28 protein-coding genes and 2 tRNA genes are annotated in these 25,809 nt (G+C 56.0%); 16 read left to right on the top strand and 14 right to left on the bottom strand.

Annotation, left to right across the window (positions count from 1 at the left end):
* Positions 1–10 precede the first annotated feature (10 nt).
* Together USF70_RS04980 and USF70_RS04975 are read right to left on the bottom strand one after the other, a co-directional pair.
* Positions 11–1,177 carry an MFS transporter gene (locus USF70_RS04980; RefSeq protein ID WP_033145318.1) on the bottom strand — a complete coding sequence of 389 codons (1,167 nt, stop codon included), beginning with the start codon at positions 1,175–1,177 and terminating at the stop codon, positions 11–13.
* Between the two features lie 163 nt (positions 1,178–1,340).
* Entirely contained in the window at positions 1,341–1,430 is a 90-nt protein-coding gene (locus USF70_RS04975; protein WP_008500596.1) for a YnhF family membrane protein, read from the bottom strand.
* A gap of 297 nt (positions 1,431–1,727) precedes the next feature.
* Between USF70_RS04975 and purR the strand changes: the two genes are divergently transcribed.
* Entirely contained in the window at positions 1,728–2,753 is a 1,026-nt protein-coding gene (purR, locus tag USF70_RS04970) for an HTH-type transcriptional repressor PurR (RefSeq protein ID WP_023335431.1), read from the top strand.
* Positions 2,754–2,770: 17 nt separating this feature from the next.
* Here the strand turns inward: purR and punR are convergent, their stop codons facing one another.
* Positions 2,771–3,682 carry a DNA-binding transcriptional activator PunR gene (gene punR, locus USF70_RS04965; protein ID WP_023311350.1) on the bottom strand — a complete coding sequence of 304 codons (912 nt, stop codon included), beginning with the start codon at positions 3,680–3,682 and terminating at the stop codon, positions 2,771–2,773.
* 114 nt (positions 3,683–3,796) lie between these two features.
* Here punR and punC point away from each other — a divergent pair, with 114 nt between their 5' ends.
* Positions 3,797–4,996 (top strand): purine nucleoside transporter PunC, encoded by a 1,200-nt coding sequence (punC, locus tag USF70_RS04960; RefSeq protein ID WP_094935192.1) that lies wholly within the window; start codon positions 3,797–3,799, stop codon positions 4,994–4,996.
* A 298-nt stretch (positions 4,997–5,294) separates the two neighbouring features.
* The gene (gene cfa, locus USF70_RS04955) at positions 5,295–6,443 is read left to right on the top strand and encodes a cyclopropane fatty acyl phospholipid synthase (RefSeq protein ID WP_023335428.1); all 1,149 of its coding nucleotides are present in this window, start codon (positions 5,295–5,297) and stop codon (positions 6,441–6,443) included.
* Between the two features lie 31 nt (positions 6,444–6,474).
* Here cfa and USF70_RS04950 read toward each other — a convergent pair whose 3' ends face one another.
* Positions 6,475–7,119 (bottom strand): riboflavin synthase, encoded by a 645-nt coding sequence (locus USF70_RS04950; protein WP_033145316.1) that lies wholly within the window; start codon positions 7,117–7,119, stop codon positions 6,475–6,477.
* Positions 7,120–7,344: 225 nt separating this feature from the next.
* Between USF70_RS04950 and mdtK the strand changes: the two genes are divergently transcribed.
* From mdtK to USF70_RS04930, 4 genes are all read left to right on the top strand, one after another.
* Complete coding sequence (mdtK, locus tag USF70_RS04945) at positions 7,345–8,718, top strand: MdtK family multidrug efflux MATE transporter (protein ID WP_087822431.1); 1,374 nt, start codon at positions 7,345–7,347, stop codon at positions 8,716–8,718.
* 153 nt (positions 8,719–8,871) lie between these two features.
* Positions 8,872–8,948 (top strand) — tRNA-Val (locus tag USF70_RS04940).
* A 4-nt stretch (positions 8,949–8,952) separates the two neighbouring features.
* Positions 8,953–9,029: transfer RNA gene (locus tag USF70_RS04935), tRNA-Val, on the top strand.
* Between the two features lie 118 nt (positions 9,030–9,147).
* Positions 9,148–10,743, top strand: a complete 1,596-nt coding sequence (locus USF70_RS04930; protein WP_320735331.1) for an FAD-NAD(P)-binding protein — start codon at positions 9,148–9,150, stop codon at positions 10,741–10,743.
* 28 nt (positions 10,744–10,771) lie between these two features.
* On the opposite strand, the gene USF70_RS04925 is transcribed toward USF70_RS04930, so the two are convergent.
* On the bottom strand, positions 10,772–11,407 hold the full coding sequence (locus USF70_RS04925; protein WP_023335425.1) for a carbonic anhydrase: 636 nt from the start codon (positions 11,405–11,407) through the stop codon (positions 10,772–10,774).
* Between the two features lie 72 nt (positions 11,408–11,479).
* On the bottom strand, positions 11,480–12,262 hold the full coding sequence (locus tag USF70_RS04920; RefSeq protein ID WP_240608431.1) for an MBL fold metallo-hydrolase: 783 nt from the start codon (positions 12,260–12,262) through the stop codon (positions 11,480–11,482).
* Between the two features lie 125 nt (positions 12,263–12,387).
* Here USF70_RS04920 and USF70_RS04915 point away from each other — a divergent pair, with 125 nt between their 5' ends.
* Entirely contained in the window at positions 12,388–12,528 is a 141-nt protein-coding gene (locus USF70_RS04915) for a hypothetical protein (protein WP_003857665.1), read from the top strand.
* Between the two features lie 92 nt (positions 12,529–12,620).
* On the opposite strand, the gene USF70_RS04910 is transcribed toward USF70_RS04915, so the two are convergent.
* Positions 12,621–12,791, bottom strand: a complete 171-nt coding sequence (locus USF70_RS04910; protein ID WP_320735605.1) for a hypothetical protein — start codon at positions 12,789–12,791, stop codon at positions 12,621–12,623.
* A 242-nt stretch (positions 12,792–13,033) separates the two neighbouring features.
* On the opposite strand from USF70_RS04910, the gene USF70_RS04905 reads away from it, so the two are divergent.
* Genes USF70_RS04905 through USF70_RS04890 form a run of 4 tightly spaced genes read left to right on the top strand, consistent with a single transcriptional unit; the run spans position 13,034 to position 16,128 of the window.
* Entirely contained in the window at positions 13,034–13,864 is an 831-nt protein-coding gene (locus USF70_RS04905; protein ID WP_120785284.1) for an ABC transporter substrate-binding protein, read from the top strand.
* A gap of 2 nt (positions 13,865–13,866) precedes the next feature.
* Positions 13,867–14,682 carry an amino acid ABC transporter ATP-binding protein gene (locus USF70_RS04900; RefSeq protein ID WP_320735330.1) on the top strand — a complete coding sequence of 272 codons (816 nt, stop codon included), beginning with the start codon at positions 13,867–13,869 and terminating at the stop codon, positions 14,680–14,682.
* Positions 14,682–15,458, top strand: coding sequence for an amino acid ABC transporter permease (locus tag USF70_RS04895; RefSeq protein WP_320735329.1), 777 nt, complete (start codon positions 14,682–14,684; stop codon positions 15,456–15,458). The genes USF70_RS04900 and USF70_RS04895 overlap by 1 nt, the downstream gene beginning before the upstream one ends.
* Positions 15,442–16,128: an amino acid ABC transporter permease gene (locus USF70_RS04890; RefSeq protein WP_032657777.1), complete on the top strand. Its 687-nt coding sequence runs from the start codon at positions 15,442–15,444 to the stop codon at positions 16,126–16,128. The genes USF70_RS04895 and USF70_RS04890 overlap by 17 nt, the downstream gene beginning before the upstream one ends.
* Here USF70_RS04890 and fumD read toward each other — a convergent pair.
* From fumD to USF70_RS04870, 4 genes are all read right to left on the bottom strand, one after another.
* On the bottom strand, positions 16,109–16,318 hold the full coding sequence (fumD, locus tag USF70_RS04885) for a fumarate hydratase FumD (protein ID WP_008500615.1): 210 nt from the start codon (positions 16,316–16,318) through the stop codon (positions 16,109–16,111). The genes USF70_RS04890 and fumD overlap by 20 nt on opposite strands.
* Positions 16,319–16,428: 110 nt before the next feature.
* Positions 16,429–17,241 carry a MetQ/NlpA family ABC transporter substrate-binding protein gene (locus tag USF70_RS04880; protein ID WP_008500616.1) on the bottom strand — a complete coding sequence of 271 codons (813 nt, stop codon included), beginning with the start codon at positions 17,239–17,241 and terminating at the stop codon, positions 16,429–16,431.
* Positions 17,242–17,264: 23 nt separating this feature from the next.
* Positions 17,265–17,933, bottom strand: coding sequence for a methionine ABC transporter permease (locus USF70_RS04875; protein WP_008500617.1), 669 nt, complete (start codon positions 17,931–17,933; stop codon positions 17,265–17,267).
* The gene (locus USF70_RS04870) at positions 17,926–18,948 is read right to left on the bottom strand and encodes a methionine ABC transporter ATP-binding protein (RefSeq protein ID WP_320735328.1); all 1,023 of its coding nucleotides are present in this window, start codon (positions 18,946–18,948) and stop codon (positions 17,926–17,928) included. Before USF70_RS04870 ends, USF70_RS04875 begins: the two co-directional genes overlap by 8 nt.
* Before the next feature lie 400 nt (positions 18,949–19,348).
* Between USF70_RS04870 and USF70_RS04865 the strand changes: the two genes are divergently transcribed.
* The 4 genes from USF70_RS04865 to lpp all read left to right on the top strand — a co-directional run bounded on the left by USF70_RS04865 (position 19,349) and on the right by lpp (position 24,221).
* Positions 19,349–20,719 carry a pyridoxal-phosphate dependent enzyme gene (locus USF70_RS04865; RefSeq protein ID WP_032657782.1) on the top strand — a complete coding sequence of 457 codons (1,371 nt, stop codon included), beginning with the start codon at positions 19,349–19,351 and terminating at the stop codon, positions 20,717–20,719.
* An 11-nt stretch (positions 20,720–20,730) separates the two neighbouring features.
* Positions 20,731–21,876, top strand: coding sequence for a trans-sulfuration enzyme family protein (locus USF70_RS04860; protein WP_045887795.1), 1,146 nt, complete (start codon positions 20,731–20,733; stop codon positions 21,874–21,876).
* Between the two features lie 377 nt (positions 21,877–22,253).
* Entirely contained in the window at positions 22,254–23,675 is a 1,422-nt protein-coding gene (gene pykF, locus USF70_RS04855; protein ID WP_029739779.1) for a pyruvate kinase PykF, read from the top strand.
* Between the two features lie 309 nt (positions 23,676–23,984).
* A complete protein-coding gene (gene lpp / locus USF70_RS04850; protein WP_010430241.1) occupies positions 23,985–24,221 on the top strand; it encodes a murein lipoprotein Lpp in 237 nt (78 codons plus the stop codon).
* Here lpp and USF70_RS21730 read toward each other — a convergent pair.
* From USF70_RS21730 to sufE, 3 genes are all read right to left on the bottom strand, one after another.
* Entirely contained in the window at positions 24,205–24,249 is a 45-nt protein-coding gene (locus USF70_RS21730) for a hypothetical protein (RefSeq protein ID WP_376740201.1), read from the bottom strand. The two genes, lpp and USF70_RS21730, sit on opposite strands and share 17 nt — an antisense overlap.
* Positions 24,250–24,281: 32 nt before the next feature.
* A complete protein-coding gene (ldtE, locus tag USF70_RS04845) occupies positions 24,282–25,295 on the bottom strand; it encodes a L,D-transpeptidase LdtE (protein ID WP_213705855.1) in 1,014 nt (337 codons plus the stop codon).
* Positions 25,296–25,392: 97 nt separating this feature from the next.
* Positions 25,393–25,809 (bottom strand): cysteine desulfuration protein SufE, encoded by a 417-nt coding sequence (gene sufE / locus USF70_RS04840; protein ID WP_028012869.1) that lies wholly within the window; start codon positions 25,807–25,809, stop codon positions 25,393–25,395.

Genomic DNA, 25,809 nt, shown 5'->3' with positions numbered 1-25,809 from the left:
CGTTTTTGGTTTATTCCGCAGCGCAGGCTGCTTCAGGCTGTTTACGACCCGACATCATCACCAGCAGCAGGCCGAGCGCGGCAATAATCGCCCCCATCACCGGCACAAAGCTGTACCCCAGACCACCTGAAATCACGGCCCCACCGGCCGCCGCGCCCAGGGCATTACCCAGGTTAAACGCACCGATATTCACGGAAGATGAAAGTCCCGGCGCCTCGTGCGCCACACGCATCACGCGCATCTGCAGCGGCGGCACCACGGCGAAAGTGGCGGCTCCCCAGACGACCATCGCAATCGCGGCCCCGAACTCATTACGCGCCAGCCACGGAATGGCAACCATGATGACGATCAGCAGGGTTAAGAAGCCCTTCAGCGTCCCGCTCACGGAACGGTCGGCAAATTTCCCGCCCAGATAGTTGCCGATCGAGAAGCCCACGCCAATCAGCACCAGCATCGCGGTAACGAAGAGAGGCGTTGCGTGGGTGATATCGTGCAGTACCGGTGAAATATAGGTGTAGAGGGTAAACATCGCCCCTGCCCCCAGCACGGTGGTGAGCAGCGCGGAGAGCACCTGCGGGCGCATCAGCACCGCCAGCTCTTTACGCACTTCCGGACGTTCTCCGGCGCTTCCTTTCGGCAGGGAGAAGAACAGCGCCACCATTGCAACCACGCCCAGCCCGGCCGTCGCCAGGAAAGACATACGCCAGCCGATCGCTTCTCCCAGCCAGGTTGCCGCAGGCACCCCGCCGATATTGGCAATCGTCAGCCCCATAAACATGGTTGCTACGGCGCTCGCCTGCTTGTGTTTTGGCACCACGCTGGCAGCCACAACCGATCCCAGCCCAAAGAACGCGCCATGGTTAAGGCTGGTCAGAATGCGCGACAGCATCAATGTGGTGTAGTCCGGCGAAATGGCCGAAAGCACGTTGCCCAGGGTGAAAATCGCCATCAGGAAAATCAGCGCATTGCGGCGCGCGCGGTGTGAAAGAAGAAGCGTCATCAGCGGCGCCCCGACCATCACGCCGATAGCGTAGGCGCTGATTAACATCCCTGCCGCAGGGATAGAGACATCTACGCCGCGGGCAATAACAGGCAGTAACCCCATCGGGGAGAATTCAGTGGTGCCAATCCCAAAAGCGCCAATCGCCAGGGCCAGCAGGGGATAATTGATTTTCATGCGTCAACTCCGGATGCCGTGTCATGTGGTGACACAGAACAAAGAAGCAGAAAGCATGACATCAATCACAAAAAATGAGAAGTTAACAAAATGGCAAAAGATTTTTGCCAGAGAAGTAACAATCCGGGGAGTCGGGAGGGAGAAGGCTCTCCCTCCGCGTAAATCAGTGCAGCGCAGCCGTCAGACCGGCCGCAACAATCAGAGCCAGCACAACAACGGTGGTGAACAGCGAAAACTTAAGATCGGAACTCATCAATTTTTCTCCTTTTAATCCCCACACGAAAAGTGAGCTTGCTCATTTTTGCACAGATTACGTCAAAAATCTTCCTGGATTTATACTGATAACCACTTTACCTCTTCCCCTTTTCATCAAGATAGGACAAAATTCCACGCTAAATTTATTAGCGTACCGGCCATTGACCCCCTCCTGACGTCCCGTGTCGTTTTCCCGGCGTGCCGCAATTCAAGATTGCGAGATAAGGGTGAGAGAAGGCAAACGTTTACCTTCAAGTTTTTCAGGAGCTTAGGATATGGTCTGGAGTGACATTTAATGGCAACAATTAAAGACGTAGCAAAACGCGCAAACGTTTCCACTACAACCGTATCACATGTAATTAACAAAACCCGCTTTGTGGCGGAAGAGACGCGCAACGCCGTCTGGGCAGCGATCAAAGAGCTGCACTATTCGCCAAGTGCGGTTGCGCGTAGCCTCAAGGTTAATCACACCAAATCCATTGGATTGCTGGCGACCAGCAGTGAAGCGGCCTATTTTGCCGAGATCATTGAAGCGGTCGAAAAGAACTGCTTCCAGAAAGGCTATACCCTGATTCTGGGCAACGCGTGGAACAGCATTGAAAAACAGCGTGCCTACCTGTCGATGATGGCGCAAAAGCGCGTTGATGGCCTGCTGGTGATGTGTTCCGAGTACCCGGAATCCGTGCTGTCGATGCTGGAAGAGTATCGCCATATTCCGATGGTGGTGATGGACTGGGGCGAAGCGCGCGCAGACTTTACCGATTCCGTTATCGATAACGCCTTTGAAGGCGGCTATATGGCCGGTCGTTATCTGATCGAACGCGGCCACCGCGAGATTGGCGTGATCCCCGGTCCGCTGGAGCGCAACACCGGCGCGGGCCGTCTGGCCGGTTTTATGAAAGCGATGGAAGAAGCGTTGATCAACGTGCCGGAAAACTGGATTGTGCAGGGTGACTTTGAGCCGGAATCGGGCTACCGCGCGATGCAGCAGATCGTCTCCCAGCCGCACCGTCCGACCGCCGTGTTCTGCGGGGGCGACATTATGGCCATGGGCGCGCTATGCGCTGCCGACGAGCTGGGCCTGCGCGTACCGCAGGATATTTCCGTGATCGGGTATGACAACGTGCGTAACGCGCGTTTCTTCACCCCGGCGCTGACCACCATTCACCAGCCGAAAGATTCGCTGGGCGAAACGGCCTTCAACATGCTGATGGACAGGATCGTCAACAAACGCGAAGAGTCGCAGTCTATTGAAGTTCACCCGCGTCTTATCGAACGCCGTTCCGTTGCGGACGGTCCGTTCCGCGACTACCGTCGTTAATCGCTTTACGGGGCCAGCTATGCTGGCTCCCGTAACCATTCCCGGTTCAGCGTTTCGCTGTCTCCCAGATAATCCAGCAGCCAGGCCATCGCAGGCGAGACGTCATTTTGCTGCCATGTGAGGCAGCAGGCCGCATCCGGGAACGGATTCTCCAGCGTCAGCTCAACCCACTCTCCGGTATCGATGCGCGGACGCGCGAAATGAACGGGCACCATCGCGACGCACAGCCCGGCGCTGAGGCACGTCGCCGACGATTCCCAGTCAGGGGCCACCACCCGCCGCTGGTTGTCCAGAAGCCAGGTGATACGCTTGGGCAATGAACGGGACGTATCCTCCAGCACCAGCGACGGCCAGTTGCGCAGCGTGTCATCGCTGAGCGGCCCTTCCATCGCCGCCAGCGGATGGTCGCTTGCCACCACGCATTTCCAGCTCAGCATCCCCATATCGCGAAAAGCGTAACGTCCCCCGACCGGGATCGCCTGCGTAGCCCCAATCGCCATCTCTGCCCTGCCGTCCGCCAGCGCATCCCAGACGCCGTTGAACACCTCCTGCGAGACCCGCAGCTCGACGTCAGAGAAATGACGGTAGAAATCGACGATCATCTGCCGGGTGCGTTCCGGCTTAACGATGTTATCCACCGCGATGGAAAGATGCCCCCGCCAGCCGTTAGCGATCTGCTGACACTGTTCGCGGGTGATCTGCATTTTTTTGATAACAGAACGCCCTTCCTTCAAAAACCACGCGCCTGCGGGCGTTAATTCCACATCACGATGCCGCCGTTCAAACAGCGGAACCGCCAGCCACTCCTCCAGTTGGCGCACCGTGTAGCTTATTGCCGAAGGGACGCGGTGCAGCTCCTGCGCCGCACCGCTGAAGCTGCCGTTACGTGCAACAGCATCGACCACTTCAAGAGAATAATCTGACCACATTTTCTGCCTGCAAATTTTTTGAATGCACCCGCCAAATATTAGCGTTTCACAAGCGGCTTTGCACTCCCTACACTCAGCGCCAATGTATACCTGCCTCCTCAGGAGAATAAAATAATGCAACCCAGGAACGGTTTTTTAGCCTGGCTCGGCGGCTTAAGCGTGCTGGGCTTTTTGGCCACCGATATGTACCTGCCGGCGTTTGCCGCCATGCAGGAAGATTTGCAAACCCCGGCTGCCGCCATCAGCGCCAGCCTGAGCTTATTCCTCGCCGGCTTTGCCTTCGCACAGCTGCTCTGGGGACCGCTCTCGGATCGCTTTGGTCGTAAACCGGTGCTGTTGCTGGGCCTGGCCATTTTTGCCGTGGGCTGCCTGGGGATGTTATGGGTACGCGATGCCACCTGGCTGCTGGTGCTGCGTTTTATTCAGGCCGTGGGCGTCTGTGCCGCGGCAGTGACCTGGCAGGCGCTGGTCACCGACTACTATCCGGCTAACCGCACAAACCGTATTTTCGCTACCATTATGCCGCTGGTGGGCCTCTCACCTGCCCTCGCTCCCCTGCTGGGCAGCTGGATCCTCGCGCATTTCGACTGGCAGGCCATTTTCGCCACGCTGTTTGCCATTACCCTGGTATTGATGCTGCCGGCGTTCGCCCTTAAGCCAGCGCATAAAAAAGAAGCACATGCAGACGCGAAGCCGATTACCTTCACTTCCCTGCTCAGCGCCAAAGCCTATCGCGGGAATGTCCTGATCTATGCAGCCTGCTCGGCAAGCTTCTTCGCGTGGCTCACCGGCTCGCCGTTCATTCTGCACGATATGGGTTACAGCCCGGCAGCCATCGGCCTGAGCTATGTTCCGCAGACCATCGCATTCCTGGTAGGCGGGTACGGCTGTCGCGCGGCGCTGCAAAAGTGGGAAGGTCAGCAGATGCTGCCGTGGCTGCTGGTGCTGTATGCGCTGAGCGTTATCGGGACCTGGGCCGTTGGCTTTATTCCGGGTGCCGGTCTGGCCGAAATTTTGATCCCCTTCTGCGTGATGGCCGTCGCGAACGGGGCGATTTACCCTATCGTTGTAGCCCAGGCGCTGCGTCCCTTCCCGCAGGCAACAGGCCGCGCCGCCGCGCTGCAGAATACCCTGCAGCTGGGGCTGTGCTTCCTGGCAAGCCTGGTTGTATCGGCGCTGATTGCCACGCCGCTCCTGACCACCACCAGCGTGATGCTGGTGACCGTTGCGCTGGCGGTGTTGGGCTATCGCATGCAGGCCTCCGCGCAGCGTGCGCAGGAAAAGAGTGCTCAGGTTGAAACGTCACATGCCTGATTGCGCCAGAAATCATGTTAATTTTCAGTGATTAGGTTGCTAAGAATTTTCTATTGAATCACCAAATTTTGAGGCCTATACTAAATTTGGTTCGATTAAATACGATAAATATTAAGTGTTAACGGGAGCCGGAGTGCTCCCGTTTTACCATGGAAGGCATTTCGGCAAGGGTTATCTCCCTTCCTCTGTTCTACGTCGGATATTAGCCTCGCGGTATTTACCGTGAGATTTCTCACAAACCAAAAAAAGCGTCTACGCTGTTTTAAGGTTCTGATCACAGTAGGGTGATGGAGAAGCTATGAGTTCATCGTGTATAGAAGAAGTCAGCGTTCCGGACGATAACTGGTCCCGGATCGTCAGTGAACTGTTAGGTCGAGCAGGCATCACTATCAATGGATCATCGCCATCCGATCCTCAGGTTAAACATCCCGACTTTTTTAAACGCGTGCTGCGAGAGGGATCGTTAGGCCTGGGAGAAAGCTACATGGACGGCTGGTGGGAGTGCGAACGTCTGGATACCTTTTTCGCCAGCGTGCTGCGTGCCGGTCTTGAAAATCAACTCCCTCGCAATCTGAAAGACACCCTGCGCGTCGCCTCTGCCCGACTGTTCAATCTGCAAAGTAAAAAACGCGCGTGGATCGTTGGTAAAGAACACTACGATCTTGGCAACGACCTGTTCAGCCGTATGCTGGACCCTTTCATGCAGTACTCCTGCGCCTACTGGAAAGAGGCGTCGACGCTTGAAGAGGCCCAGCAGGCCAAGCTGCGTCTGATTAGCGAGAAGCTGCAGCTCCAGCCCGGAATGCGCGTGCTGGATATCGGCTGCGGCTGGGGTGGGCTGGCGTATTTTATGGCGAAGCACTATGGCGTCAGCGTCGTCGGCGTCACGATTTCAGCGGAACAGCAAAAAATGGCGCGGGAACGCTGCCAGGGCCTCGATGTGGATATCCGGCTGCAGGATTACCGTGATCTTAACGAACAGTTTGACCGGATCGTTTCCGTCGGCATGTTCGAGCACGTCGGGCCGAAAAACTACGCTACCTATTTTGAGGTGGTGGATCGGAATCTGAAACCGGACGGTATCTTCCTGCTGCACACCATCGGCTCTAAGCGGACCGACAATAACGTCGACCCGTGGATCAACAAATACATCTTTCCGAATGGCTGTTTACCGTCCGTCCGCCAGATTGCCAACGCCAGTGAACCCCATTTCGTGATGGAAGACTGGCATAACTTTGGCGCGGATTACGACACCACGTTGATGGCCTGGCATGCGCGTTTTCAGGAAACCTGGCCTGAGATTGCGGACAACTATTCTGAACGATTCAGGCGGATGTTTAGCTATTATCTGAATGCCTGCGCGGGGGCGTTTCGCGCACGGGATATTCAGCTCTGGCAGGTGGTATTCAGCCGTGGGATTGAACACGGATTACGTGTCGCACGCTAAAAAAATAACCCCGGATGCCCGGGGTTATTTTTTATTCTTCTTCTGTGGCGGTCTTTATTATCGCCGCTTCTTTTGCTGCCAGCACGCGCTCAACCGTATCCACTACCGCCTGGGTTTGCGGATCGATTTCAATATTCACGCGATGCCCCAGTTTTTTGGCGCCCAGCGTGGTGCGCTGCAGCGTTTCAGGAATTAAATGCACGCAAAAACGCGTTGGCGTTACTTCACCCACCGTCAGGCTAATCCCGTCAATGCCAATAAATCCTTTATAGAGGATGTATTTCATTAATGAAGGATCCTGCATTTTAAACCAGATTTGACGGTTATTTTCCGAGGTCACGATTTTTGCCACTTCAGCGGTGGTCATGATGTGCCCGGACATCAGGTGGCCGCCAATCTCATCGCTGAACTTCGCCGCCCGCTCAACGTTGACGGTATCTCCCACCGCCAGCTCGCCAAGGTTGGTGATGCGCAGCGTCTCTTTCATTAAATCAAAGCTAATCTGGTTGCCGTTAATTTCGGTAACGGTCAGGCAGCAGCCGTTATGGGCAATCGACGCGCCTGTTTCAATGCCCTCAAGCATATATTCCGGCAGCTCAACAACATGAGTACGGAAATTAGGTTTTTCATCAATGGACACCACTTTGGCGGTGCCCTGCACAATACCAGTAAACATGCTTACAACTCCTGTTTTTTCCGGACGGTGGTGACACCGTTTAATCCCACCACAATAACAGTTGGAAAAAGAGGTTGCCAGCGGAGCGCATTTTCTGGCGATTTTTTCACTAGATAAATAGCTAAAGCCCGCTACAATAGCTGGCACCCCCCTGCATTTTCTTCTTGCTGCCCGTTTCGGCGGCTTTTTTAGTCTCTCAAATAACAACAAAATAAAGGTGTTCACGTGCAGAAGTACATGAATGAAGCGCGCCAGCTATTGGCACTGGCTATACCAGTGATCGTCGCGCAAGTGGCCCAGACCGCAATGGGATTTGTGGATACGGTAATGGCAGGTGGCTACAGCGCCACCGATATGGCGGCCGTGGCTATCGGCACGTCAATCTGGCTTCCGGCCATCCTGTTCGGCCACGGTCTGCTGCTCGCGCTCACGCCGGTTATCGCTCAGCTCAATGGCTCGGGTCGTCGCGAGCGCATTGCCCATCAGGTCCGTCAGGGTTTCTGGCTGGCAGGGTTTGTTTCCGTGCTGATCATGGTCGTGCTCTGGAACGCGGGCCACATCATTCGCGCTATGCATAACATTGACCCGGCACTGGCTGATAAAGCCGTGGGCTATCTGCGCGCCCTGCTCTGGGGTGCGCCCGGCTACCTCTTTTTCCAGGTGGCGCGTAACCAGTGTGAAGGCCTGGCGAAAACCAAGCCCGGAATGGTGATGGGCTTTATCGGTTTGCTGGTCAACATTCCGGTGAACTATGTCTTTATTTACGGTCATTTCGGGATGCCGGAGCTCGGCGGCGTCGGCTGCGGCGTGGCGACAGCAGCCGTTTACTGGGTGATGTTCTTCTCCATGATCGCCTTTGTAAAACGCGCCCGTTCCATGCGCGATATTCGCAACGAGAAAAAATTTAGCACGCCGGACTGGAACATCATGACGCGTCTGGTGCAGTTAGGGTTGCCGATCGCCCTCGCGCTGTTCTTTGAGGTGACCCTGTTTGCCGTGGTCGCCCTGCTGGTCTCCCCGCTGGGCATCGTGAACGTGGCCGGGCACCAGATTGCGCTGAACTTCAGCTCCCTGATGTTCGTCCTGCCGATGTCGCTGGCGGCGGCGGTCACGATTCGCGTCGGCTTCCGCCTGGGCCAGGGCTCAACGCTGGATGCGCAAACGGCCGCCCGGACCGGGCTGGGCGTCGGCGTCTGCATGGCTGTCTGTACGGCGCTCTTTACCGTTGCATTACGCGAGCAGATTGCCCTGCTCTATAACGACAACCCGGAAGTGGTCACGCTGGCATCGCACCTGATGCTGCTGGCCGCAATTTACCAGATCTCTGACTCCATCCAGGTGATTGGCAGCGGCGTGCTGCGCGGATATAAAGACACGCGCTCCATCTTCTTTATCACCTTCATCGCCTACTGGGTGCTGGGTCTGCCGTGTGGCTATATCCTGGCGCTTACCGATCTTGTGGTGGATCGCATGGGTCCGGCAGGGTTCTGGATGGGCTTTATCATCGGCCTGACGTCGGCGGCGATTATGATGATGATGCGAATGCGCTTCCTGCAGCGCCAGCCATCAACGGTCATTTTGCAACGCGCGGCACGTTAACGACGCGGTAGCCGCCGCCCGGCGGCTACTTTCTCTTCACTTTGCGCGGTAATGAAGCAATCGCGTGAAATCAGAGAGAAAAATGCATTTTCCCTCTTGCCACCTCGGTGCTGTGCCGCTAATATTCGTCCCCGTTGTCGCCGACAACACGTTGCGTTCATAGCTCAGTTGGTTAGAGCACCACCTTGACATGGTGGGGGTCGTTGGTTCGAGTCCAATTGAACGCACCATTCTGCGTCCGTAGCTCAGTTGGTTAGAGCACCACCTTGACATGGTGGGGGTCGGTGGTTCGAGTCCACTCGGACGCACCATTTCAGTCCTGAAATGGTGCAAATCCTCTTCTGATATCCTGAATTTTCCTAATCCCTTATTTTCATCATTGTTCTCCTGCTACGCTTTTCTTATGGAAAAAAAACAGGAAGAACGTCGATGAAGAAAATCGCGATTATTGGCTCCGGCCCCACAGGGATTTATACTTTTTATCATCTCCTTAAAAACAGCAAGCCGCTCTCAGTTTCCATCTTTGAACAATCCGAAGACGCTGGCGTGGGTATGCCCTATAACGACGACGATAATTCCCGGCTGATGCTGGCGAACATTGCGAGCATTGAAATCCCGCCCATTTTTATGACCTACCTCGACTGGCTGAAGGATCAGAGCGAAGCTCATATGGCGCGCTTTAAGGTCGATACAACCCGCCTGCATGACCGGCAGTTCCTGCCCCGGCTTCTGCTGGGCGAGTATTTTCGCGACAGCTTTCGTTCAATCGTGAAAGAGGCCAGAAAGCTGGGGTTTCAGGTTGATGTCCATGAATCTGCGAAGGTCACTGACATCATTCCCGCGACAACCGGCGTTACGCTTTCCGTCAACGACAGCGCCTTTCCTGAACGCTTCGACCTTGCGGTTATCGCCACCGGCCACGTCTGGCCAGACGAGGACGAATCCACGCGCGCGTTCTTCCCAAGCCCGTGGTCCGGTCTGATGGACGCCAGTATCCCTCCCTGCCGCGTCGGTATTATGGGGACATCGTTAAGCGGTCTCGACGCGGCCATGGCGGTAGTGATGCAGCACGGTGAATTTCGTGACGATGAGTTCGTGCTGGATAAAGGCAGCGACGCGTTGAAGATTGTCCTGATGTCCCGAACGGGTATTCTGCCGGAAGCCGATTTTTACTGCCCTATTCCTTATGAACCGCTGACGGTCTTAACCGAATTTGTGGTTGAAAACGAGATCGCCAAAGGATCGAATGGCCTGCTCGACCGCATATTTACCCTGATGGTGAAAGAGCTTCAGCTCGCTGACCCGACGTGGTGTGAGAAAATATCCCTGCATAAGCAGAATGCGGACAGCATTCGTGAGGCCTGGTTTGAGGATCGTAAACGGCACGGCCCCTTCACCTGGGCGGAAGAAAATCTCAACGAGGTGGAGCGGAACAAACGCGAGCGGCGCACCGTAGCCTGGCGCTATACCGTGCTTCGGCTGCATGAGGTGGTTCAGGAGATTGTTCCCCACCTCAACGAACGGGACAGAGAGCGCTTTAAGCAAGGCCTCGCCCGCGTATTCATCGACAACTATGCAGCCATTCCTCCGCAGTCTATCCGCAGGCTGCTCGCGCTTCGCGAAGCCGGCATCATTAGCGTGGCGACGCTCGGTGACGATTACGCGCTGGATATTGGCAGCGATCGAACGGTAATCACCACACAAGAGACCGTTTACCGTTTCGACGTGTTTATTGATGCGCGCGGGCAGAAACCGCTCAAAACGAAAGATCTGCCCTTTCCGACGCTGCGCAAACAGCTGGAAGCCACGGGCGAAGAGATACCGGACGTCGGTGAGGATTACACCTTAAAAGCGCCTGACGCCGTTCGCGGGCGCATTGCCTTCGGCGCGATACCGTGGCTGATGCACGATCGTCCCTTCGTTCAGGGGCTGGCGGAGTGTGCAGAGATTGCACAAGCAATGGCGAAGGCGGCGGAAAAACCCGCGTCGGGATCGCGGCGCAGATTACCGTATATCGAGAACTGACAGGGCTTCCATGCCCTGCTGTCGCGGATTACTCGAAGAAGACTTCCGGGTTTTCAGACAGCGAAACGAAGGTTTTCGTCTCTTTATCCAGGGCAAGAATTTTGCCGCTTTCAATGTCGTACACCCAGCCGTGCAGTCGGATGGAGTTATTACGCAGGCCCACCGCGACGGACGGGTGGGTCTTAATGTTGCTCAGCTGCGCAAACACGTTCTCCTGCACCATCGCATTGACTTTATCGATCGGCTTATCCCAGGTTTTCTTCTCAACCACGGCTTTCGCCGCGTCAGAATAGCGCAGCCAGTGTGACACAGCAGGCATCGGCTCCAGGTTCGCGTTATCGGCAATCGCCTTCATCGCGCCACAGTTGGAGTGACCGCAAATCACGATATCCGTGACGCCCAGCGCCACCACGGCGTATTCGATAGTGGCAGACACGCCGCCAGGCTCCGGCCCGAACGGCGGCACGATGTTGCCAGCATTACGAATGACAAAGAGTTGTCCTGGCTCTTGCTGGGTGACCAGTTCCGGAACCAGACGGCTGTCGGAGCATGAGATGAACAGCGCTTTGGGATTCTGGCTGGACGCTAAACTGCGGAAGAGTTCTTTACGTTGCGGGAAAATCTCTTTTTGAAAGCTGAGAAAACCTTCAATGATATGTTGCATAGCAATGTCTCTTTTATCTGTTTTAGTTTAGGCATGATCGAGATCACACTCGTAAAGTTTACCCATCGTGGTTTACTTCAGACAAGCAATATATTTCTGGCCCGACCGCTGAACAATCTCGTCCGCGAAGGCCGGGATGTTCTGCCCTTCAAACGCGCCGTAAAGACGTTCGAAGGTTTTGCCTTCGAGATGATTCACCACCGACGCCACGGCGCGGGCCGGCAGCGGAAGATAATTCGGGTAGCTCCACATAAACGAGACGGCGTCTTTACCCGGCGTGACCTGCAGAATATCGCCCACCAGCAATACCCCATCCCCCTCCTGCCAGTGCAGCACCGTTCCACCGGCAAAATGCCCGCCCAGACGCAGCAAGGTGACCGACGGGAAAATCTCCAGCGCATCCCCCTCCCAGAAATGAATGGCCGGGCTGTCGCGCATGACCCACTCTCTGTCGCTGGCGTGCAGGTAAACCGGCGCATCAAACGCCGCAGCCCACTCCTGCATCGTGGTGTAATAGTGCGGATGTGAAATAGCAATCGCGCTGATGCCGCCGAGGGCGGTAATGAGCGTTTTGGTTGCGGGGTCGAGGTTGGCGATGCAGTCCCAGAGGATATTGCCGTGGGGCGTGTGCAGGAGCAGCGCCCGCTGGTTGATCGCAAACGCGGGGACCGTTTTGATCCCAAACAGCCGCGGCTCCAGCTGCTGCCATTTGTTGGTATGCGTGGTGGTGACGGTGTCGAAATCGGTCCACGCCTGGCCCGTGGCGGGCACGTACTGACGCTCATCCTCGCAAATCGGGCATCTGTCCGGGCGGGCATCGTAGGCGGTTCCGCAGGTTTTACAGAGTGTAATCATGTGCTCTCCTCAGCGATAAAGCACTGAGTATGGCAGGGATTATCCTTATGTGCTGCGAGGTACATTGCTGGCTTTTTTTGCCCTATACTGTGCCAGTATCAAAAACTGAACAGAGCAGGTGCCACATGGAAATTGATCTCGATAACTTAGTCTTTAACGGTCTGGATGAAGCCGAAGAGCGTAATGCCGAACGTCTGGATGATGCAGACAAAAAAGCGCAGGCGATTGTCGCCGACGACGACTGCGGCGACGCCTGCAAAATCTAATAAAAAAGCACCGGGAAACCGGTGCTTTTTTATTTCACTCGTTAAACGTCACGCACACCTCGTTCCAGTACGTTTCGCGCGTGCGGCGCAGTTCAGCGTGACGTTTTATCATGGAACCACTCCGGGTCAATGTTGGCAACGTCGACGCCATACAGGCTGGCGACAGGCAGGATTGGCTCAAGAACACGTTGCGCGCTGTTCTCCGCATTCACTGGTCGGGTCGCAAAAAACCGCCGTAACGTGCTGATCCATTTTTTCATCATCTTACCCTCTCTCGCCGTGTCTGATCTCAGTTAAGCACTCAAATGCCGCGCGGGGGAAATACCAAAATCCACTGTTGATGTGCAGGATCTGCAAATAGCATCCCGCTCTTTTCACTCTTCATTAACACGTTGTTCACTAATGCTTTTTTGCTCATAGCAAAGAACGATTTCTTATTTGGCGATAGCTTTCGCTTATGGGAGCGTAGCGGGGTAAAACAAAAACAACGGGATGGCGAATGACTATGGCAGCAAATATGAAAGGGTTTACCAAACGGACACTGGTTCTGGGATTACTGGCGGCGGGGAGCCTGCTTTCAGCGCAGGCACAGGCCGATCAGCTGGCGGATATTAAGGCCGCAGGGGTGGTGAAAGTGGCCACGTTTGACGCCAACCCGCCGTTTGGCTCTATTGATGCCAAAACGCACGAGATCGTGGGTTATGACGTGGACTTCGCCAAAGCGCTGGCAAAATCGCTCGGCGTGAAGCTTGAACTGGTTGCCACCAATCCGGCTAACCGTATTCCGCTGCTGCAGTCCGGAAAAGCCGATCTGATCGTGGCGGATATAACCATCACCCCGGAACGCGCACAGGTGATTGATTTCTCGACGCCTTACTTTGTCACCGGCCAGCAGTTCCTGGTGCCGGCTAAATCACCGGACAAGCTTGATGACTACAGCCGGGCGCGTATTGGCGCGGTCAAAGGAACGACGGGCGAGCAGGCGCTGCACCAGCGTTTCCCGCAGTCACGCGTGCTCTCGTATGACGATATTCCGCTGGCGCTGACGGCGCTGCGCAACGGTAACGTACAGGCCATCACCCAGGACAGCACCATTCTGGCCGGTCTGCTGGCGCAGGCGCCGGATAAAGCGAACTTTAAAATCCTGCCCGATCTGCTCAGCAAAGAAGAGATTGGCGTTGGGGTGAAGAAAGGTGAAACGGCGCTGCTGAAGGCCGTTAACGACGAGCTGATTAATCTCGAGAAGAACGGTCAGGCAGCAAAAATCTACGATGTCTGGTTTGGCCCAAACACGCCTTCCCCACAGCCTCGCGCCTTTAAAATAGAAGCCAGATAATTATGCTCTCAGGTTTATTTTCACCCTCCGCGGCCGGTGCCGCGGATTTTTCACATCTGGAACAGGCCAGCGTCGAGTTTCGTCATGTGGACAAACGCTACGGTGACCATCAGGTTTTAAACGACATTAACCTCACCATCACGCCCGGTGAAGTGGTCGCCATCCTCGGCCCTTCGGGTTCCGGTAAATCCACCCTGATTCGTCTTATCAACCAGCTTGAAACCCTGAGCGGCGGAGAGATTCTGGTCGACAACAAGCCTACCGCAAAGCTCTCCGGTACCGGGCTGCGCCAGCTGCGCAGCCGCGTGGGGTTTGTGTTCCAGCAGTTCAATCTTTACGCCCACCTCACCGCCAGCCAGAACATTACCCTGGCGCTGGAGCACGTTCACGGCTGGAAGCCGCAGCCTGCCCAGGAGCGCGCGCTGGCCCTGCTGGAGAAGGTCGGGATGCTGGAAAAAGCCCACCATTTCCCGGCAGAGCTTTCCGGTGGACAGCAGCAGCGCGTCGCGATTGCCCGCGCCCTGGCCTCATCACCGCAAATCATTCTGTTCGATGAACCCACCTCCGCGCTGGATCCGGAGATGATTGGTGAAGTGCTGTACGTGATGAAAGCCCTCGCCCACAGTGGGATCACGATGATCGTGGTGACCCACGAGATGCAGTTTGCCCGGGAAATTGCCGACCGGATTGTCTTTATCGACGGCGGGCAAATTCTGGAAACCGCGCCGCCGGCACAATTTTTCAGCCAGCCGTCGCATCCGCGCGCGCAGCGGTTCCTGCAAAAGGTGCTCAACCCGCTGCATCAGGAGCATCTGTAATGCCCGCGCTCGACTGGCAAGGGGTACTGACCGGACAGCCTCTGCAGTGGATACTCTCCGGATTCCTCACCACCCTGTGGGTCACGCTTGCCGGGATGCTGCTGGCCAGCCTGCTCGCACTGCTCTTTATGCTCCTGCGCCTTTCCGGCGGACGCCCCGGGAACGCGGTCGTCAGCAGCTGGGTGTCGCTGTTTCGCAATACGCCGCTGCTGGTGCAGCTGCTGTTCTGGTATTTTGCCGCCTGGAACGGATTACCGCAGGCGTTCCGCGACGCGGTGAACGCGGATCACGGCTGGTCAATTCTGCCCGGCGACGTCTGGTGGTTTACGCCCGAATTTTTATGTTCTGCCTGGGGGCTGGGGGTCTTTACCTCGGCGTTTTTAATCGAAGAGGTGGAGGCGGGGTTACGTTCCGTGCCTGCCGGACAGCGGGAGGCAGCGCTCGCGCAGGGATTCTCCGCGTGGCGTCTGTTTCGTTACATCCTTCTGCCGCAGGGCCTGGCCAACGCCTGGCAGCCGGTCGTGGGCCAGTACCTAAATCTGATGAAGCTCTCCTCGCTCGCGAGCGGGATTGGCTTTGCCGAGCTGACCTATCAGGTCAGGCAGATCGAGAGCTATAACGCGCACGCGCTGGAGGCGTTTACCCTCGGAACCGCACTCTATCTGCTGACCGGCCTGGTCATGGGGATGGTGCTGGTTCGCATCGGGCCTGACGCGAAACGTAAACGCCCAGGCGTCGCCACCACAGGGAGTGAAAAACATGATTGCCGGACTTAACGTCATCACCGATAACCTCGACTATCTGCTGTGGGGACGCGCGGCGACGGGTGAACCGGGGGGCGTATTGCTATCGTTGATGATGGCGGCCGGGGCCGCCGTCATCGCTCTGCCCGGTGGGATAGTGCTCGCGTGTCTGGCCTGGCGCTTTACCGGGCTCGTGCGAAAGGCCCTCTTTTTGTGGGCAGAGCTGATTCGCGGTATCCCGCTCATCTTCGTAATTTTCTGGATGTGGTATCTGCTGCCGCTTATGACCGGGGGCGATCTGCCGGGAGCGCTGACCGTCACGCTGGCCCTGGCCTGGTTTACCGCGGCAACGGTGATGCACTCGGTGCTGGCCGGGCTTAACGCGCTACCGTCCGGACAGTACGAGGCCGCACTGTCTCAGGGATTCAGCACGCAGCAAACCCTCCTGCGCGTGCTGCTGCCGCAGGCGCTGAGGAATATTCTGCCGTCGCTGGTGGGGATTTTTATCAGCCTGCTGAAGGATACGTCGCTGGCGTTTATCGTGAACGTACCGGAACTGACCACGGTGGCGGGACAGGTCAACAACCGGGTGCAAATCTACCCGGCGGCCATTTTTATCTTTACGGGCGTGGTCTACTACCTGCTCTGCTGCTCTCTCGAGCAGCTTGCGAAACGCTGGCGCATTACCCGGCCAGCGCTTTAACCACCGTTTCCATCGCTTCGGTTGTCAGTTCACTGCGCTTAACGCGCTGGTTCGCCAGCGCGGTACGCAGGACTCCGGCAATGACAATATGCTTTGGCTCCTGCCCTAAATCACGCATCTCAAGCACCACCTTCCCGACTACCCGGCACATCTCCTGATACAGCGCTTCATCTTTGGTCACGTTACCCATCGTCATCACTCCATTGCCTGTTAAACGTTGAGCTTAAATGATTCTCCTGCCGGATACAAAAAAGAAGCCCGGCGAGAGACTCGCCGGGCTTCATCTGTAAAATCAGTAAATTAGTTGTTTACTGGGATGACCGCGCCTTTGTACTTGGTGCGGATCCAGTCCTGAATCTCTTTCGAGTGCAGCACGTTCACCAGCGCAACGATATCTTTCTTCTTCTCGTCACCGCGATGCACGGTAATGATGTTGGCGTACGGGTTGTTTTCACCGCTCTCTACCGCAATCGGGTCGTGAACCGGATCCAGACCGGCGTCAATCGCGTAGTTGGCGTTAATCACCACCGCATCGCCTTCGTTGTTGTTGTACATCTGCGGCAGCAGAGAGGCTTCCACGTTCGGCGTGAACTTCAGCTTTTTCGGGTTCTCAACGATGTCGCTGATGCGCGCGGTCACTTTATCGATGCCCGGCTTCAGCTTGATCACGCCCTCTTTCTCGAAGATGGAGAGAATACGCCCCTCTTCAGAAACCGCGTCACGCATGATGATCTTGCCGCCTTCCGGCAGGTCTTTCAGCGACTTGTATTTTTTGGAGTAGATGCCGATTGGCTCAATGTGGATCGCGCCCGCACTGACGAAATCGTAGTCTTTATCGCCCGCATGATCCTTAAGCACGCTGTTCAGGTAAGGAATGTGCTGGAAATAGTTCGCGTCGATGTCATGACCCGCCAGCGCGGTGTTCGGCAGAATGTAGTCCTGGAACGGTTTAATCTCCAGGTCGATACCCTGCTTCGCCAGAATCGGCTTAGCCTGCTCCAGAATTTCGGCGTGCGGCGTGTTGGATGCGCCCACGGTCAGGGTGTCGGCCCAGGAGGCGAAGCTCAGGGCGCTCAGGGTTGCGGCGGCGATCAGTGTCAGTGTTTTTTTCATGATGTGGTTCCTGTGTGTATTTATTAGCGTTTATCTAACAGTGAAGTAATGACATCGCCGCAGAACTGGATAATGAAAACGATGATCAGAATGGTCACCGTTGCCACCAGCGTGACGTCACCATGGTTGCGCTGGAATCCTTCCAGATAAGCCAGATTTCCCAAACCGCCGGCGCCAATCACCCCCGCCATTGCGCTGTAGCTCACCAGCGCAATGAGCGTCACCGTAATACCCGATACCAGTGCGGGTGATGATTCCGGCAGTAAAACCCGAAACACTAACGTGCTCAGTCGTGCGCCCATCGAGCGCGTTGCTTCGATGACGCCTTTATCCACTTCACGCAGGGCGATCTCCACCAGGCGTGCGTAGAACGGTGCGGCGCCCACAATCAGCGCCGGCAGCGCCGCGTTGGCGCCAAGAATGGTGCCGACGACGGTCTTGGTGAACGGAATCAGCAGGACAATCAAAATGATGAACGGAATAGAGCGGAACACGTTCACCACAATCGAAATCACGCTGTAGACCGTGCGGTTGTGGAACAGCCCGCCGCGCGCGGTTAAAAACAGCGCCAGCCCCAGCACGATGCCCAGCACAAACGTCGCCACGCCGGACAGCGCGGTCATGTACAGCGTCTCCAGCGTCGCCGCCCAGAGCTGATCCCACTTGAGATGCGGAAAGAGATTCTCAGCCATGTTTAATCACCTCGCCTTCAATATCGCTGTGCTGCAGGTCGGCGAGGATATTGTTCAGTTGTTCATCGGATGCCACGACATGCACCCAGAGCTGACCAAACACCCCGTGGGCGGTTTGCGTCATTTTCCCGTGCAGGATATTAAACGGCAGGCCGTAGCGCAGGGTCAGTTCACCCACGATCGGCTTATGGGTGCTGTGCCCGGTAAAGGTCAGCCTGATGACCGTGCCTTCCAGATCGTTTGCCAGTTCGGTATTGAAGGTTTCCTCCTCGGCGTACTGGCTCACCTGGCGGACAAACTGCTGCGTAATCGGCTGCTGCGAATGGGTAAAAACGCTCAGTACGTCACCCTCTTCCACCACTTTACCGTTCTCCATCACCGCCACGCGGTCGCAGATTTTGCGCACCACGTGCATCTCGTGGGTGATCAGCACGATGGTCAGCCTGAAGCGGCGGTTAATATCCAGCAGCAGATCGAGGATCTGATCGGTGGTCTGCGGGTCGAGCGCGGAGGTGGCTTCATCGCAGAGCAGCACGTCAGGGCTGTTAGCCAAAGCGCGCGCAATGCCGACGCGCTGCTTTTGTCCGCCGCTCAGCTGGGACGGGTAGGCATTCTCGCGCCCCTTCAGGCCAACCAGATCCACCAGCTCGGCGACGCGCGCCTTGATGTTGGCTTTTGGTACACCGGCGATTTGCATCGAGAAAGCGATATTCTCGCTCACCGTGCGCGACCACAGCAGGTTGAAGTGCTGGAACACCATGCTGATTTTCAGGCGCGCCTGGCGCAGCGCTTCACCCTTTGCCGCAGAGATATCCTGTCCGTTAATGGTGACGCTTCCGGCGCTGGGTTTTTCCAGGCCGTTCAGCAGACGAATCAGCGTGCTTTTCCCGGCTCCGCTGTAGCCGATAATTCCGTAAATCTGTCCCTGTTCTATCGTCAAATTGACGTTATCAACGGCAGTCAGCGCGACCTTTCCGTTGTCAAAAACCTTCGAAATATTCCTGAGTACGATCATTCTTATTCTTTATCCGTTTCGCGCATGGCTGTTTAGCAGTATGGATGTCCAAACGATAGTAAACAGGCGTTATCAGCTTTCAAATGAACAAAAAAGAATTTGTTATAACTTTCGGAAATAAACAGCGGATTTACAGGGTGGGAAGCATTTAGACCAATTTCAGCAATGATTATCTGCCGGATGCATATCTGCTGGCAGATGCCCGCGAAAAACGCTCATTTTTGCAGCATTTCATGCCGGTATAGCCATCCTCACATCCAGACAACTTTACGTCTTGCTGTCCTGACATCCAAAAATGGCATTTATATTCTTTTCTGTTCTAAAGAGCAGTGAATGGTTCTTTATTGCGAAAATTTCGCCGCTCTATCATCCCGTCATGACATCCAGAAAGGAAAACATCATGACGATTTACCACTCCGTCACCGAACTGATTGGCCGTACCCCGCTTATCCAGCTGCACAAGCTTGATACCGGCCCCTGCTCGCTGTTCCTGAAGCTGGAAAACCAGAATCCGGGCGGCTCTATTAAGGATCGCGTTGCGCTGTCGATGATTAACGAAGCGGAGCGTACCGGCCAGCTGCAGCCGGGCGGCACGATTATTGAGGCGACGGCGGGGAATACCGGTCTCGGCCTGGCCCTGATTGCCGCCCAGAAAGGCTACTCGCTGATCCTGGTGGTGCCGGACAAAATGAGCCGCGAGAAGATTTTCCACCTGCGCGCGCTGGGTGCCCAGGTGGTGCTGACCCGCTCCGACGTTAACAAGGGCCACCCCGCCTATTACCAGGATTACGCCCAGCGCCTGGCCAACGAGCTGCCCGGCGCGTTTTACATCGACCAGTTCAATAATGAGGCCAACCCGCTTGCGCACCGCACCACCACGGCACCGGAACTGTACGAGCAGCTTGACGGGCGGATCGACGCCATCGTGGTGGGCGTCGGCTCAGGCGGTACGCTGGGCGGCCTGCAGGCGTGGTTCGCCGAGCACTCTCCGCACACGGAGTTTGTCCTGGCAGACCCGGCAGGATCGGTTCTGGCCGACCAGGTGGAAACCGGACGCTATCACGACGCGGGCTCCTGGCTGGTTGAGGGGATTGGCGAAGACTTTATTCCGCCGCTGGCCCACATTGAAGGGGTGAATCGCGCCTGGCGCATTACCGACCGCGAGGCCTTCACCACCGCGCGCGATCTGCTGAAAACGGAAGGCATTCTGGCGGGCTCCTCCAGCGGCACGCTGCTGGCGGCCGCGCTGAAGTATTGCCAGGCGCAGACCGCGCCGAAGCGCGTGGTGACCTTCGCCTGCGACAGCGGCAATAAGTATCTCTCGAAGATGTTCAACGATGACTGGATGCGTCAGCAAGGGCTCATCACGCGCCCTCAGGCCGGCGATCTCTCCGACTATATCGCCCTGCGCCACGATGAAGGCGCCACCGTTACCGCCGCCCCGGACGACACGCTTTCCACCGTACTGGCACGCATGCGCCTGTATGACATCTCCCAGCTGCCGGTGCTGGAGAACGGCAAGGTGGTGGGCATTATCGACGAGTGGGATCTCCTGCGGCACATCGGCGGCGACGGCGACCGCTTCGCGCTTCCGGTGACGGCAGCCATGACGCGTCAGGTGGAGTTTCTTGATAAACACGCCCCGGAAAGCGCCCTGAACGCCATCTTCGACCGCGGTCTTGTGGCCGTGATTAATGACAACGACCGTTTTCTCGGTCTGATTACGCGCAGCGACGTTCTGACCGCCTGGCGCAACCGTCTTCAGCAATAAAGGAATCGATGATGAAAAACCTGGCCACCCTCAGCGTACACAGCGGCGAGTTCAACGACCAGCACGGCGCCGTCATGCCGCCGATATACGCCACCTCAACGTTTGCGCAACCGTCACCCGGCGAGCATACCGGCTATGAGTATTCCCGCAGCGGCAATCCTACCCGCCATGCGCTGGAAACCGCCATCGCCGAACTGGAAGGCGGCACGCGCGGCTACGCCTTCGCCTCCGGTCTGGCGGCCATCTCCACGGTGCTCGAACTGCTGGATAAAGACAGCCATATTGTCGCCATTGATGACGTTTACGGCGGGACGTACCGCCTGATTGAAAACGTGCGCAAGCGCAGCACCGGCCTGCAGGTCAGCTGGGTTAAACCGGACGACTTAGCCGGTCTCGAGGCCGCCATCCGCCCGGATACCCGCATGGTGTGGGTCGAAACGCCAACCAACCCGCTGCTGAAGCTGGCGGATCTGGCGGCCATTGCGGCGATCGCCCGCCGTCATAACGTCATCAGCGTGGCGGATAACACCTTCGCGTCACCGGTGATCCACCGTCCGCTGGAGTCGGGTTTCGATATCGTGGTGCACTCCGCCACCAAATACCTGAACGGCCACTCTGACGTGGTGGCCGGGCTGGCGATTGTCGGGGACAACAGGGAACTGGCGGATAAGCTGGGCTATCTGCAAAACGCGGTGGGCGGCGTACTGGATCCGTTCAGCAGCTTCCTGACGCTGCGCGGTATTCGCACGCTTGCTTTGAGGGTAGAAAAGCACAGCACCAACGCGCTGGCGATTGCGCAATGGCTGGAGCAGCATCCTCTGGTCGAAAAGGTGTTCTATCCCGGCCTGGAATCGCATCCGCAATATCAGCTTGCCCGCACGCAGATGGCTCTGCCCGGCGGGATGATTTCCGTGGTGGTAAAAGGCGATGCGCAACGCGCCACCGAGGTAATTCGCAACCTGAAGCTGTTCACCCTCGCGGAAAGCCTCGGCGGTGTGGAAAGTCTGGTGAGCCAGCCTTACAGCATGACGCATGCCTCGATTCCGCTGGAGCAACGCCTGGCAAACGGCATTGTGCCGCAGCTTATCCGTCTGTCAGTCGGGATTGAAGATCCCAAAGACCTGATTGCCGACCTCAGCCAGGCGCTGCAAAAATAAGCAAAACGCGGCAGGTCAATCACCTGCCGCCATAAGTTGTCATCATGGCTTAACGCCTTGATAACAATATTATGTGAAACTGCACAGATTATTTCTGAAACACCGCTTCCATTTTCCTTTTATCTTAAAATCAGCGTATAATGCGCGCCTAATCCCTGGTGAATGGTTTCAGCGCTTGGAATACAAAAAACAACGTACAACTTCTCCTCTCCTTCGTTGGGCTGTCACTCAGGCACACTTTCTTCTGCACGCTCATTTGATGTCTCCTATCCTTAGTGCGTGTCATATACTCTTTTGCAACACAGGTTTGACTCCGCGGCGGTGCGCCCCCGGAGCGAGATTTCCATATCCTTCCCAACTTAAAGACTAAGACTGTCATGAAAAAGACGAAAATTGTTTGTACTATCGGCCCGAAAACCGAATCTGAAGAGATGCTGACCAAAATGCTGGACGCCGGCATGAACGTGATGCGTCTGAACTTCTCCCACGGTGATTACGCAGAACACGGTCAGCGTATCCAGAACTTGCGCAACGTAATGAGCAAGACCGGTAAAAAAGCTGCGATCCTGCTGGATACCAAAGGTCCAGAAATCCGCACCATCAAACTGGAAGGCGGTAACGACGTCTCTCTGAAAGCGGGCCAGACCTTCACCTTCACCACCGACAAATCCGTTGTTGGCAACAGCGAAATCGTTGCAGTGACCTACGAAGGCTTCACCAACGACCTGTCCGTCGGTAACACCGTGCTGGTAGACGATGGTCTGATCGGTATGGAAGTGACCGCCATCGAAGGCAACAAGGTTATCTGTAAAGTGCTGAACAACGGCGACCTGGGCGAAAACAAAGGCGTTAACCTGCCGGGCGTCTCTATCGCACTGCCAGCACTGGCCGAAAAAGACAAACAGGACCTGATCTTCGGTTGCGAACAAGGCGTTGACTTTGTTGCGGCCTCCTTCATCCGTAAGCGTTCTGACGTAGTTGAAATTCGTGAGCACCTGAAAGCGCACGGCGGCGAGAAGATCCAGATCATCTCCAAAATTGAAAACCAGGAAGGCCTGAACAACTTCGACGAAATCCTCGAAGCGTCTGACGGCATCATGGTTGCACGTGGCGACCTGGGCGTAGAAATCCCGGTTGAAGAAGTGATCTTCGCGCAGAAGATGATGATCGAGAAATGCGTTCGCGCGCGCAAAGTGGTTATCACCGCAACGCAGATGCTGGACTCCATGATCAAAAACCCACGCCCAACCCGCGCAGAAGCAGGCGACGTGGCTAACGCCATCCTCGACGGTACTGATGCCGTTATGCTGTCTGGCGAATCCGCAAAAGGTAAATATCCGCTGGAAGCTGTGTCCATCATGGCCACCATCTGCGAACGTACCGACCGCGTAATGAAAAGCCGTCTGGACTACAACAACGACAGCCGCAAGCTGCGCATCACCGAAGCGGTATGCCGCGGTGCAGTAGAAACGGCTGAGAAGCTGGAAGCGCCGCTGATCGTGGTTGCCACCCAGGGCGGTAAATCAGCTCGCGCGGTGCGTAAATACTTCCCGGATGCGACTATCCTGGCACTGACCACCAACGAAACCACGGCTCGTCAGCTGGTGCTGAGCAAAGGCGTGATCCCTCACCTGGTGAAAGAGATCGCGTCTACGGATGATTTCTACCGTCTGGGTAAAGAAGTGGCTCTGGAGCTGGTTGATCGTGGTCTGGCACAGAAAGGTGACGTTGTGGTCATGGTTTCTGGCGCGCTGGTACCAAGCGGAACCACCAATACCGCATCTGTTCACGTGCTGTAATAATTCCCGAACGAATTAATTTTGATAAAAAGCGCCCTCCGGGCGCTTTTTTTATTCCTGGCATTAGCTAAAGTCATTCAAATTGCAAATCGGGTTTTTCTATTTAATTGCGAATTATCTAAGATGAATCCGATGATAAATGCCTTTTTTTACATAGATTTTTGCTCAAAAAGGGCCGATTCGATGCTTCTTTGAGCGAACGATCAAAAATAGGTGTATTCCCATCAAAAAAATATTCTCAACCCAAAAAACTTTGTGTAATACTTGTAACGCTACATGGAGATTAACTCAATCTAGAGGGTATTAATAATGAATCGTACTAAACTGGTACTGGGCGCGGTAATCCTGGGTTCTACTCTGCTGGCTGGTTGCTCCAGCAACGCTAAAATCGATCAGCTGTCTTCTGACGTTCAGACTCTGAACGCTAAAGTTGACCAGCTGAGCAACGACGTGAACGCAATCCGTTCCGACGTTCAGGCTGCTAAAGACGACGCAGCTCGCGCTAACCAGCGTCTGGACAACCAGGCTACTAAATACCGTAAGTAATAGTACCTGTTAATAAAATGGCGCACATTGTGCGCCATTTTTTTTTCCTGCGTCAAACGGCTACTGCGTCACCTTCTCCCCTTCATCTTCCGCTACCGCAGCGGACACCCGACTGTTCTGCACCGACAACACGCTATTGCTGGCCGACGGGCCGCTCCCTGACGACACGATAACCGGGATCCCGGCGCGGCGTGACAGAGCTTTCTCAATCAGAGCCTTATCGCTTCCCGCCTGAGAAACAAAGGTCGCAAAGTCTGCGGAATGGGTAATGGGCGAGACCTGCGGGTTTTCTCCCTCAGCCTGCGCCAGCGGGCGATGGACTTCAATATAGCGTTTGCCATCCGGCTCCACGGAGAACTTCACGGGTTCATTGATAATCTGTACCCGCGTGCCAACCCGCACCTGTTCGAACAGGGCTTTAATGTCCGGGGCGTTCATCCGCATACAGCCGGAGCTGACGCGCAGGCCAACGCTGTCCGGCGCGCTGGTGCCGTGGATGAGATATTCCCCGTTGCCCACGCCTAAACGCAGTGCGAAACGTCCCAGCGGGTTATTTGGCCCGGCAGGTACCACCGGCGGTAATTTAATTCCCTGCTCCAGAGAGCGGGCTCTGATGCCCGGCGTGGGCGTCCAGGTGGGATTCGGGATTTTCTGGCTTACGCGCGTGGTCGTGACCGGTGTTTCCAGCCCCAGCTGTCCGATGCCGAGCGGGAAGACCTGAACGATGTTTTCTCCTGGCGGGAAGTAGTAGAGCCGCAGCTCAGCGAGGTTCACCACAATCCCCTCGCGCGGCGTGTCCGGCAGCAGCATCTGCGACGGGATGGTAATGACGGTTCCCGGCGCCGGGTTTACCGGCGCAATGGTATTGTTCGTTTCCAGAATCACCTGCGCCGCGGTATTAAACCGGCGGGCGATGGTCTGCAGCTTATTATCCCCTTCCTGTATCGTGTAGGTTTGATTTTGCCCAATCAGGCGACTGCCTGCGGGCGGCAACGGATAGTCCATCGCGCGGGCCGAATTAAGTGCGCCGAGCGAACCGAGGAGTAATAGAGTTATGAGAGACGCGCGCTTCATGCTGAGATTCCTTATTCACTGGCAGGACGCCAGAAAGCTGAAAAACCAGCGAGGCGGGAACCACCTCGCGAAACAGAATGAATGCTGTTCTGTAAGTCTAGCTAAGGATTGCAGCTTTGGCGCGGATTGCGCGAATCATCGCTTCCAGCCCCTGGGAACGAGACGGGGTGAGGTGTTGTGTGAGGGCCATTTTTTCAAACCACGGGCGGACATCGAACGCGACAATATCCTGCGCCGACATCCGGTGATAAAGAATAAAGACGACCGCAATAAGCCCTTTTACAATGGCCGCATCGCTGTCGCCGTGCAGTGCTATCGTGCCGTCGTCAGACTGTTCCATCACAATCCACACCTGGCTCTGACAGCCCTGAATAATATTTTCCGGGTTATGCGCCTCTTCACCGAGCGGCGGCAGACGCTGCCCCAGCTCGATGATATACAGGTACTTCTCTTCCCAGTTTGCGCAACGCCCAAAGTTGCGCAGCAATTTGTCTCTGTCCGGCAGTTCTGCCAT

This window comes from Enterobacter sp. 237C8 (genome assembly GCF_034106865.1).
Lineage (GTDB): Bacteria > Pseudomonadota > Gammaproteobacteria > Enterobacterales > Enterobacteriaceae > Enterobacter > Enterobacter asburiae_B.
This window is presented reverse-complemented; position numbering and strand designations above follow the sequence as displayed.

What these genes read in the sequence shown, in the direction of transcription:
- USF70_RS04980 (WP_033145318.1), bottom strand. Translation starts at nt 1,177, where the DNA reads ATGAAAATCAATTATCCCCTGCTGGCCCTGGCGATTGGCGCTTTTGGG.
- USF70_RS04975 (WP_008500596.1), bottom strand. Translation starts at nt 1,430, where the DNA reads ATGAGTTCCGATCTTAAGTTTTCGCTGTTCACCACCGTTGTTGTGCTG.
- purR (WP_023335431.1), top strand. Translation starts at nt 1,728, where the DNA reads ATGGCAACAATTAAAGACGTAGCAAAACGCGCAAACGTTTCCACTACA.
- punR (WP_023311350.1), bottom strand. Translation starts at nt 3,682, where the DNA reads ATGTGGTCAGATTATTCTCTTGAAGTGGTCGATGCTGTTGCACGTAAC.
- punC (WP_094935192.1), top strand. Translation starts at nt 3,797, where the DNA reads ATGCAACCCAGGAACGGTTTTTTAGCCTGGCTCGGCGGCTTAAGCGTG.
- cfa (WP_023335428.1), top strand. Translation starts at nt 5,295, where the DNA reads ATGAGTTCATCGTGTATAGAAGAAGTCAGCGTTCCGGACGATAACTGG.
- USF70_RS04950 (WP_033145316.1), bottom strand. Translation starts at nt 7,119, where the DNA reads ATGTTTACTGGTATTGTGCAGGGCACCGCCAAAGTGGTGTCCATTGAT.
- USF70_RS04930 (WP_320735331.1), top strand. Translation starts at nt 9,148, where the DNA reads ATGAAGAAAATCGCGATTATTGGCTCCGGCCCCACAGGGATTTATACT.
- USF70_RS04925 (WP_023335425.1), bottom strand. Translation starts at nt 11,407, where the DNA reads ATGCAACATATCATTGAAGGTTTTCTCAGCTTTCAAAAAGAGATTTTC.
- USF70_RS04920 (WP_240608431.1), bottom strand. Translation starts at nt 12,262, where the DNA reads ATGATTACACTCTGTAAAACCTGCGGAACCGCCTACGATGCCCGCCCG.
- USF70_RS04915 (WP_003857665.1), top strand. Translation starts at nt 12,388, where the DNA reads ATGGAAATTGATCTCGATAACTTAGTCTTTAACGGTCTGGATGAAGCC.
- USF70_RS04910 (WP_320735605.1), bottom strand. Translation starts at nt 12,791, where the DNA reads ATGATGAAAAAATGGATCAGCACGTTACGGCGGTTTTTTGCGACCCGA.
- USF70_RS04905 (WP_120785284.1), top strand. Translation starts at nt 13,034, where the DNA reads ATGGCAGCAAATATGAAAGGGTTTACCAAACGGACACTGGTTCTGGGA.
- USF70_RS04900 (WP_320735330.1), top strand. Translation starts at nt 13,867, where the DNA reads ATGCTCTCAGGTTTATTTTCACCCTCCGCGGCCGGTGCCGCGGATTTT.
- USF70_RS04895 (WP_320735329.1), top strand. Translation starts at nt 14,682, where the DNA reads ATGCCCGCGCTCGACTGGCAAGGGGTACTGACCGGACAGCCTCTGCAG.
- USF70_RS04890 (WP_032657777.1), top strand. Translation starts at nt 15,442, where the DNA reads ATGATTGCCGGACTTAACGTCATCACCGATAACCTCGACTATCTGCTG.
- fumD (WP_008500615.1), bottom strand. Translation starts at nt 16,318, where the DNA reads ATGGGTAACGTGACCAAAGATGAAGCGCTGTATCAGGAGATGTGCCGG.
- USF70_RS04880 (WP_008500616.1), bottom strand. Translation starts at nt 17,241, where the DNA reads ATGAAAAAAACACTGACACTGATCGCCGCCGCAACCCTGAGCGCCCTG.
- USF70_RS04875 (WP_008500617.1), bottom strand. Translation starts at nt 17,933, where the DNA reads ATGGCTGAGAATCTCTTTCCGCATCTCAAGTGGGATCAGCTCTGGGCG.
- USF70_RS04870 (WP_320735328.1), bottom strand. Translation starts at nt 18,948, where the DNA reads ATGATCGTACTCAGGAATATTTCGAAGGTTTTTGACAACGGAAAGGTC.
- USF70_RS04865 (WP_032657782.1), top strand. Translation starts at nt 19,349, where the DNA reads ATGACGATTTACCACTCCGTCACCGAACTGATTGGCCGTACCCCGCTT.
- USF70_RS04860 (WP_045887795.1), top strand. Translation starts at nt 20,731, where the DNA reads ATGAAAAACCTGGCCACCCTCAGCGTACACAGCGGCGAGTTCAACGAC.
- pykF (WP_029739779.1), top strand. Translation starts at nt 22,254, where the DNA reads ATGAAAAAGACGAAAATTGTTTGTACTATCGGCCCGAAAACCGAATCT.
- lpp (WP_010430241.1), top strand. Translation starts at nt 23,985, where the DNA reads ATGAATCGTACTAAACTGGTACTGGGCGCGGTAATCCTGGGTTCTACT.
- ldtE (WP_213705855.1), bottom strand. Translation starts at nt 25,295, where the DNA reads ATGAAGCGCGCGTCTCTCATAACTCTATTACTCCTCGGTTCGCTCGGC.
- sufE (WP_028012869.1), bottom strand. Translation starts at nt 25,809, where the DNA reads ATGGCAGAACTGCCGGACAGAGACAAATTGCTGCGCAACTTTGGGCGT.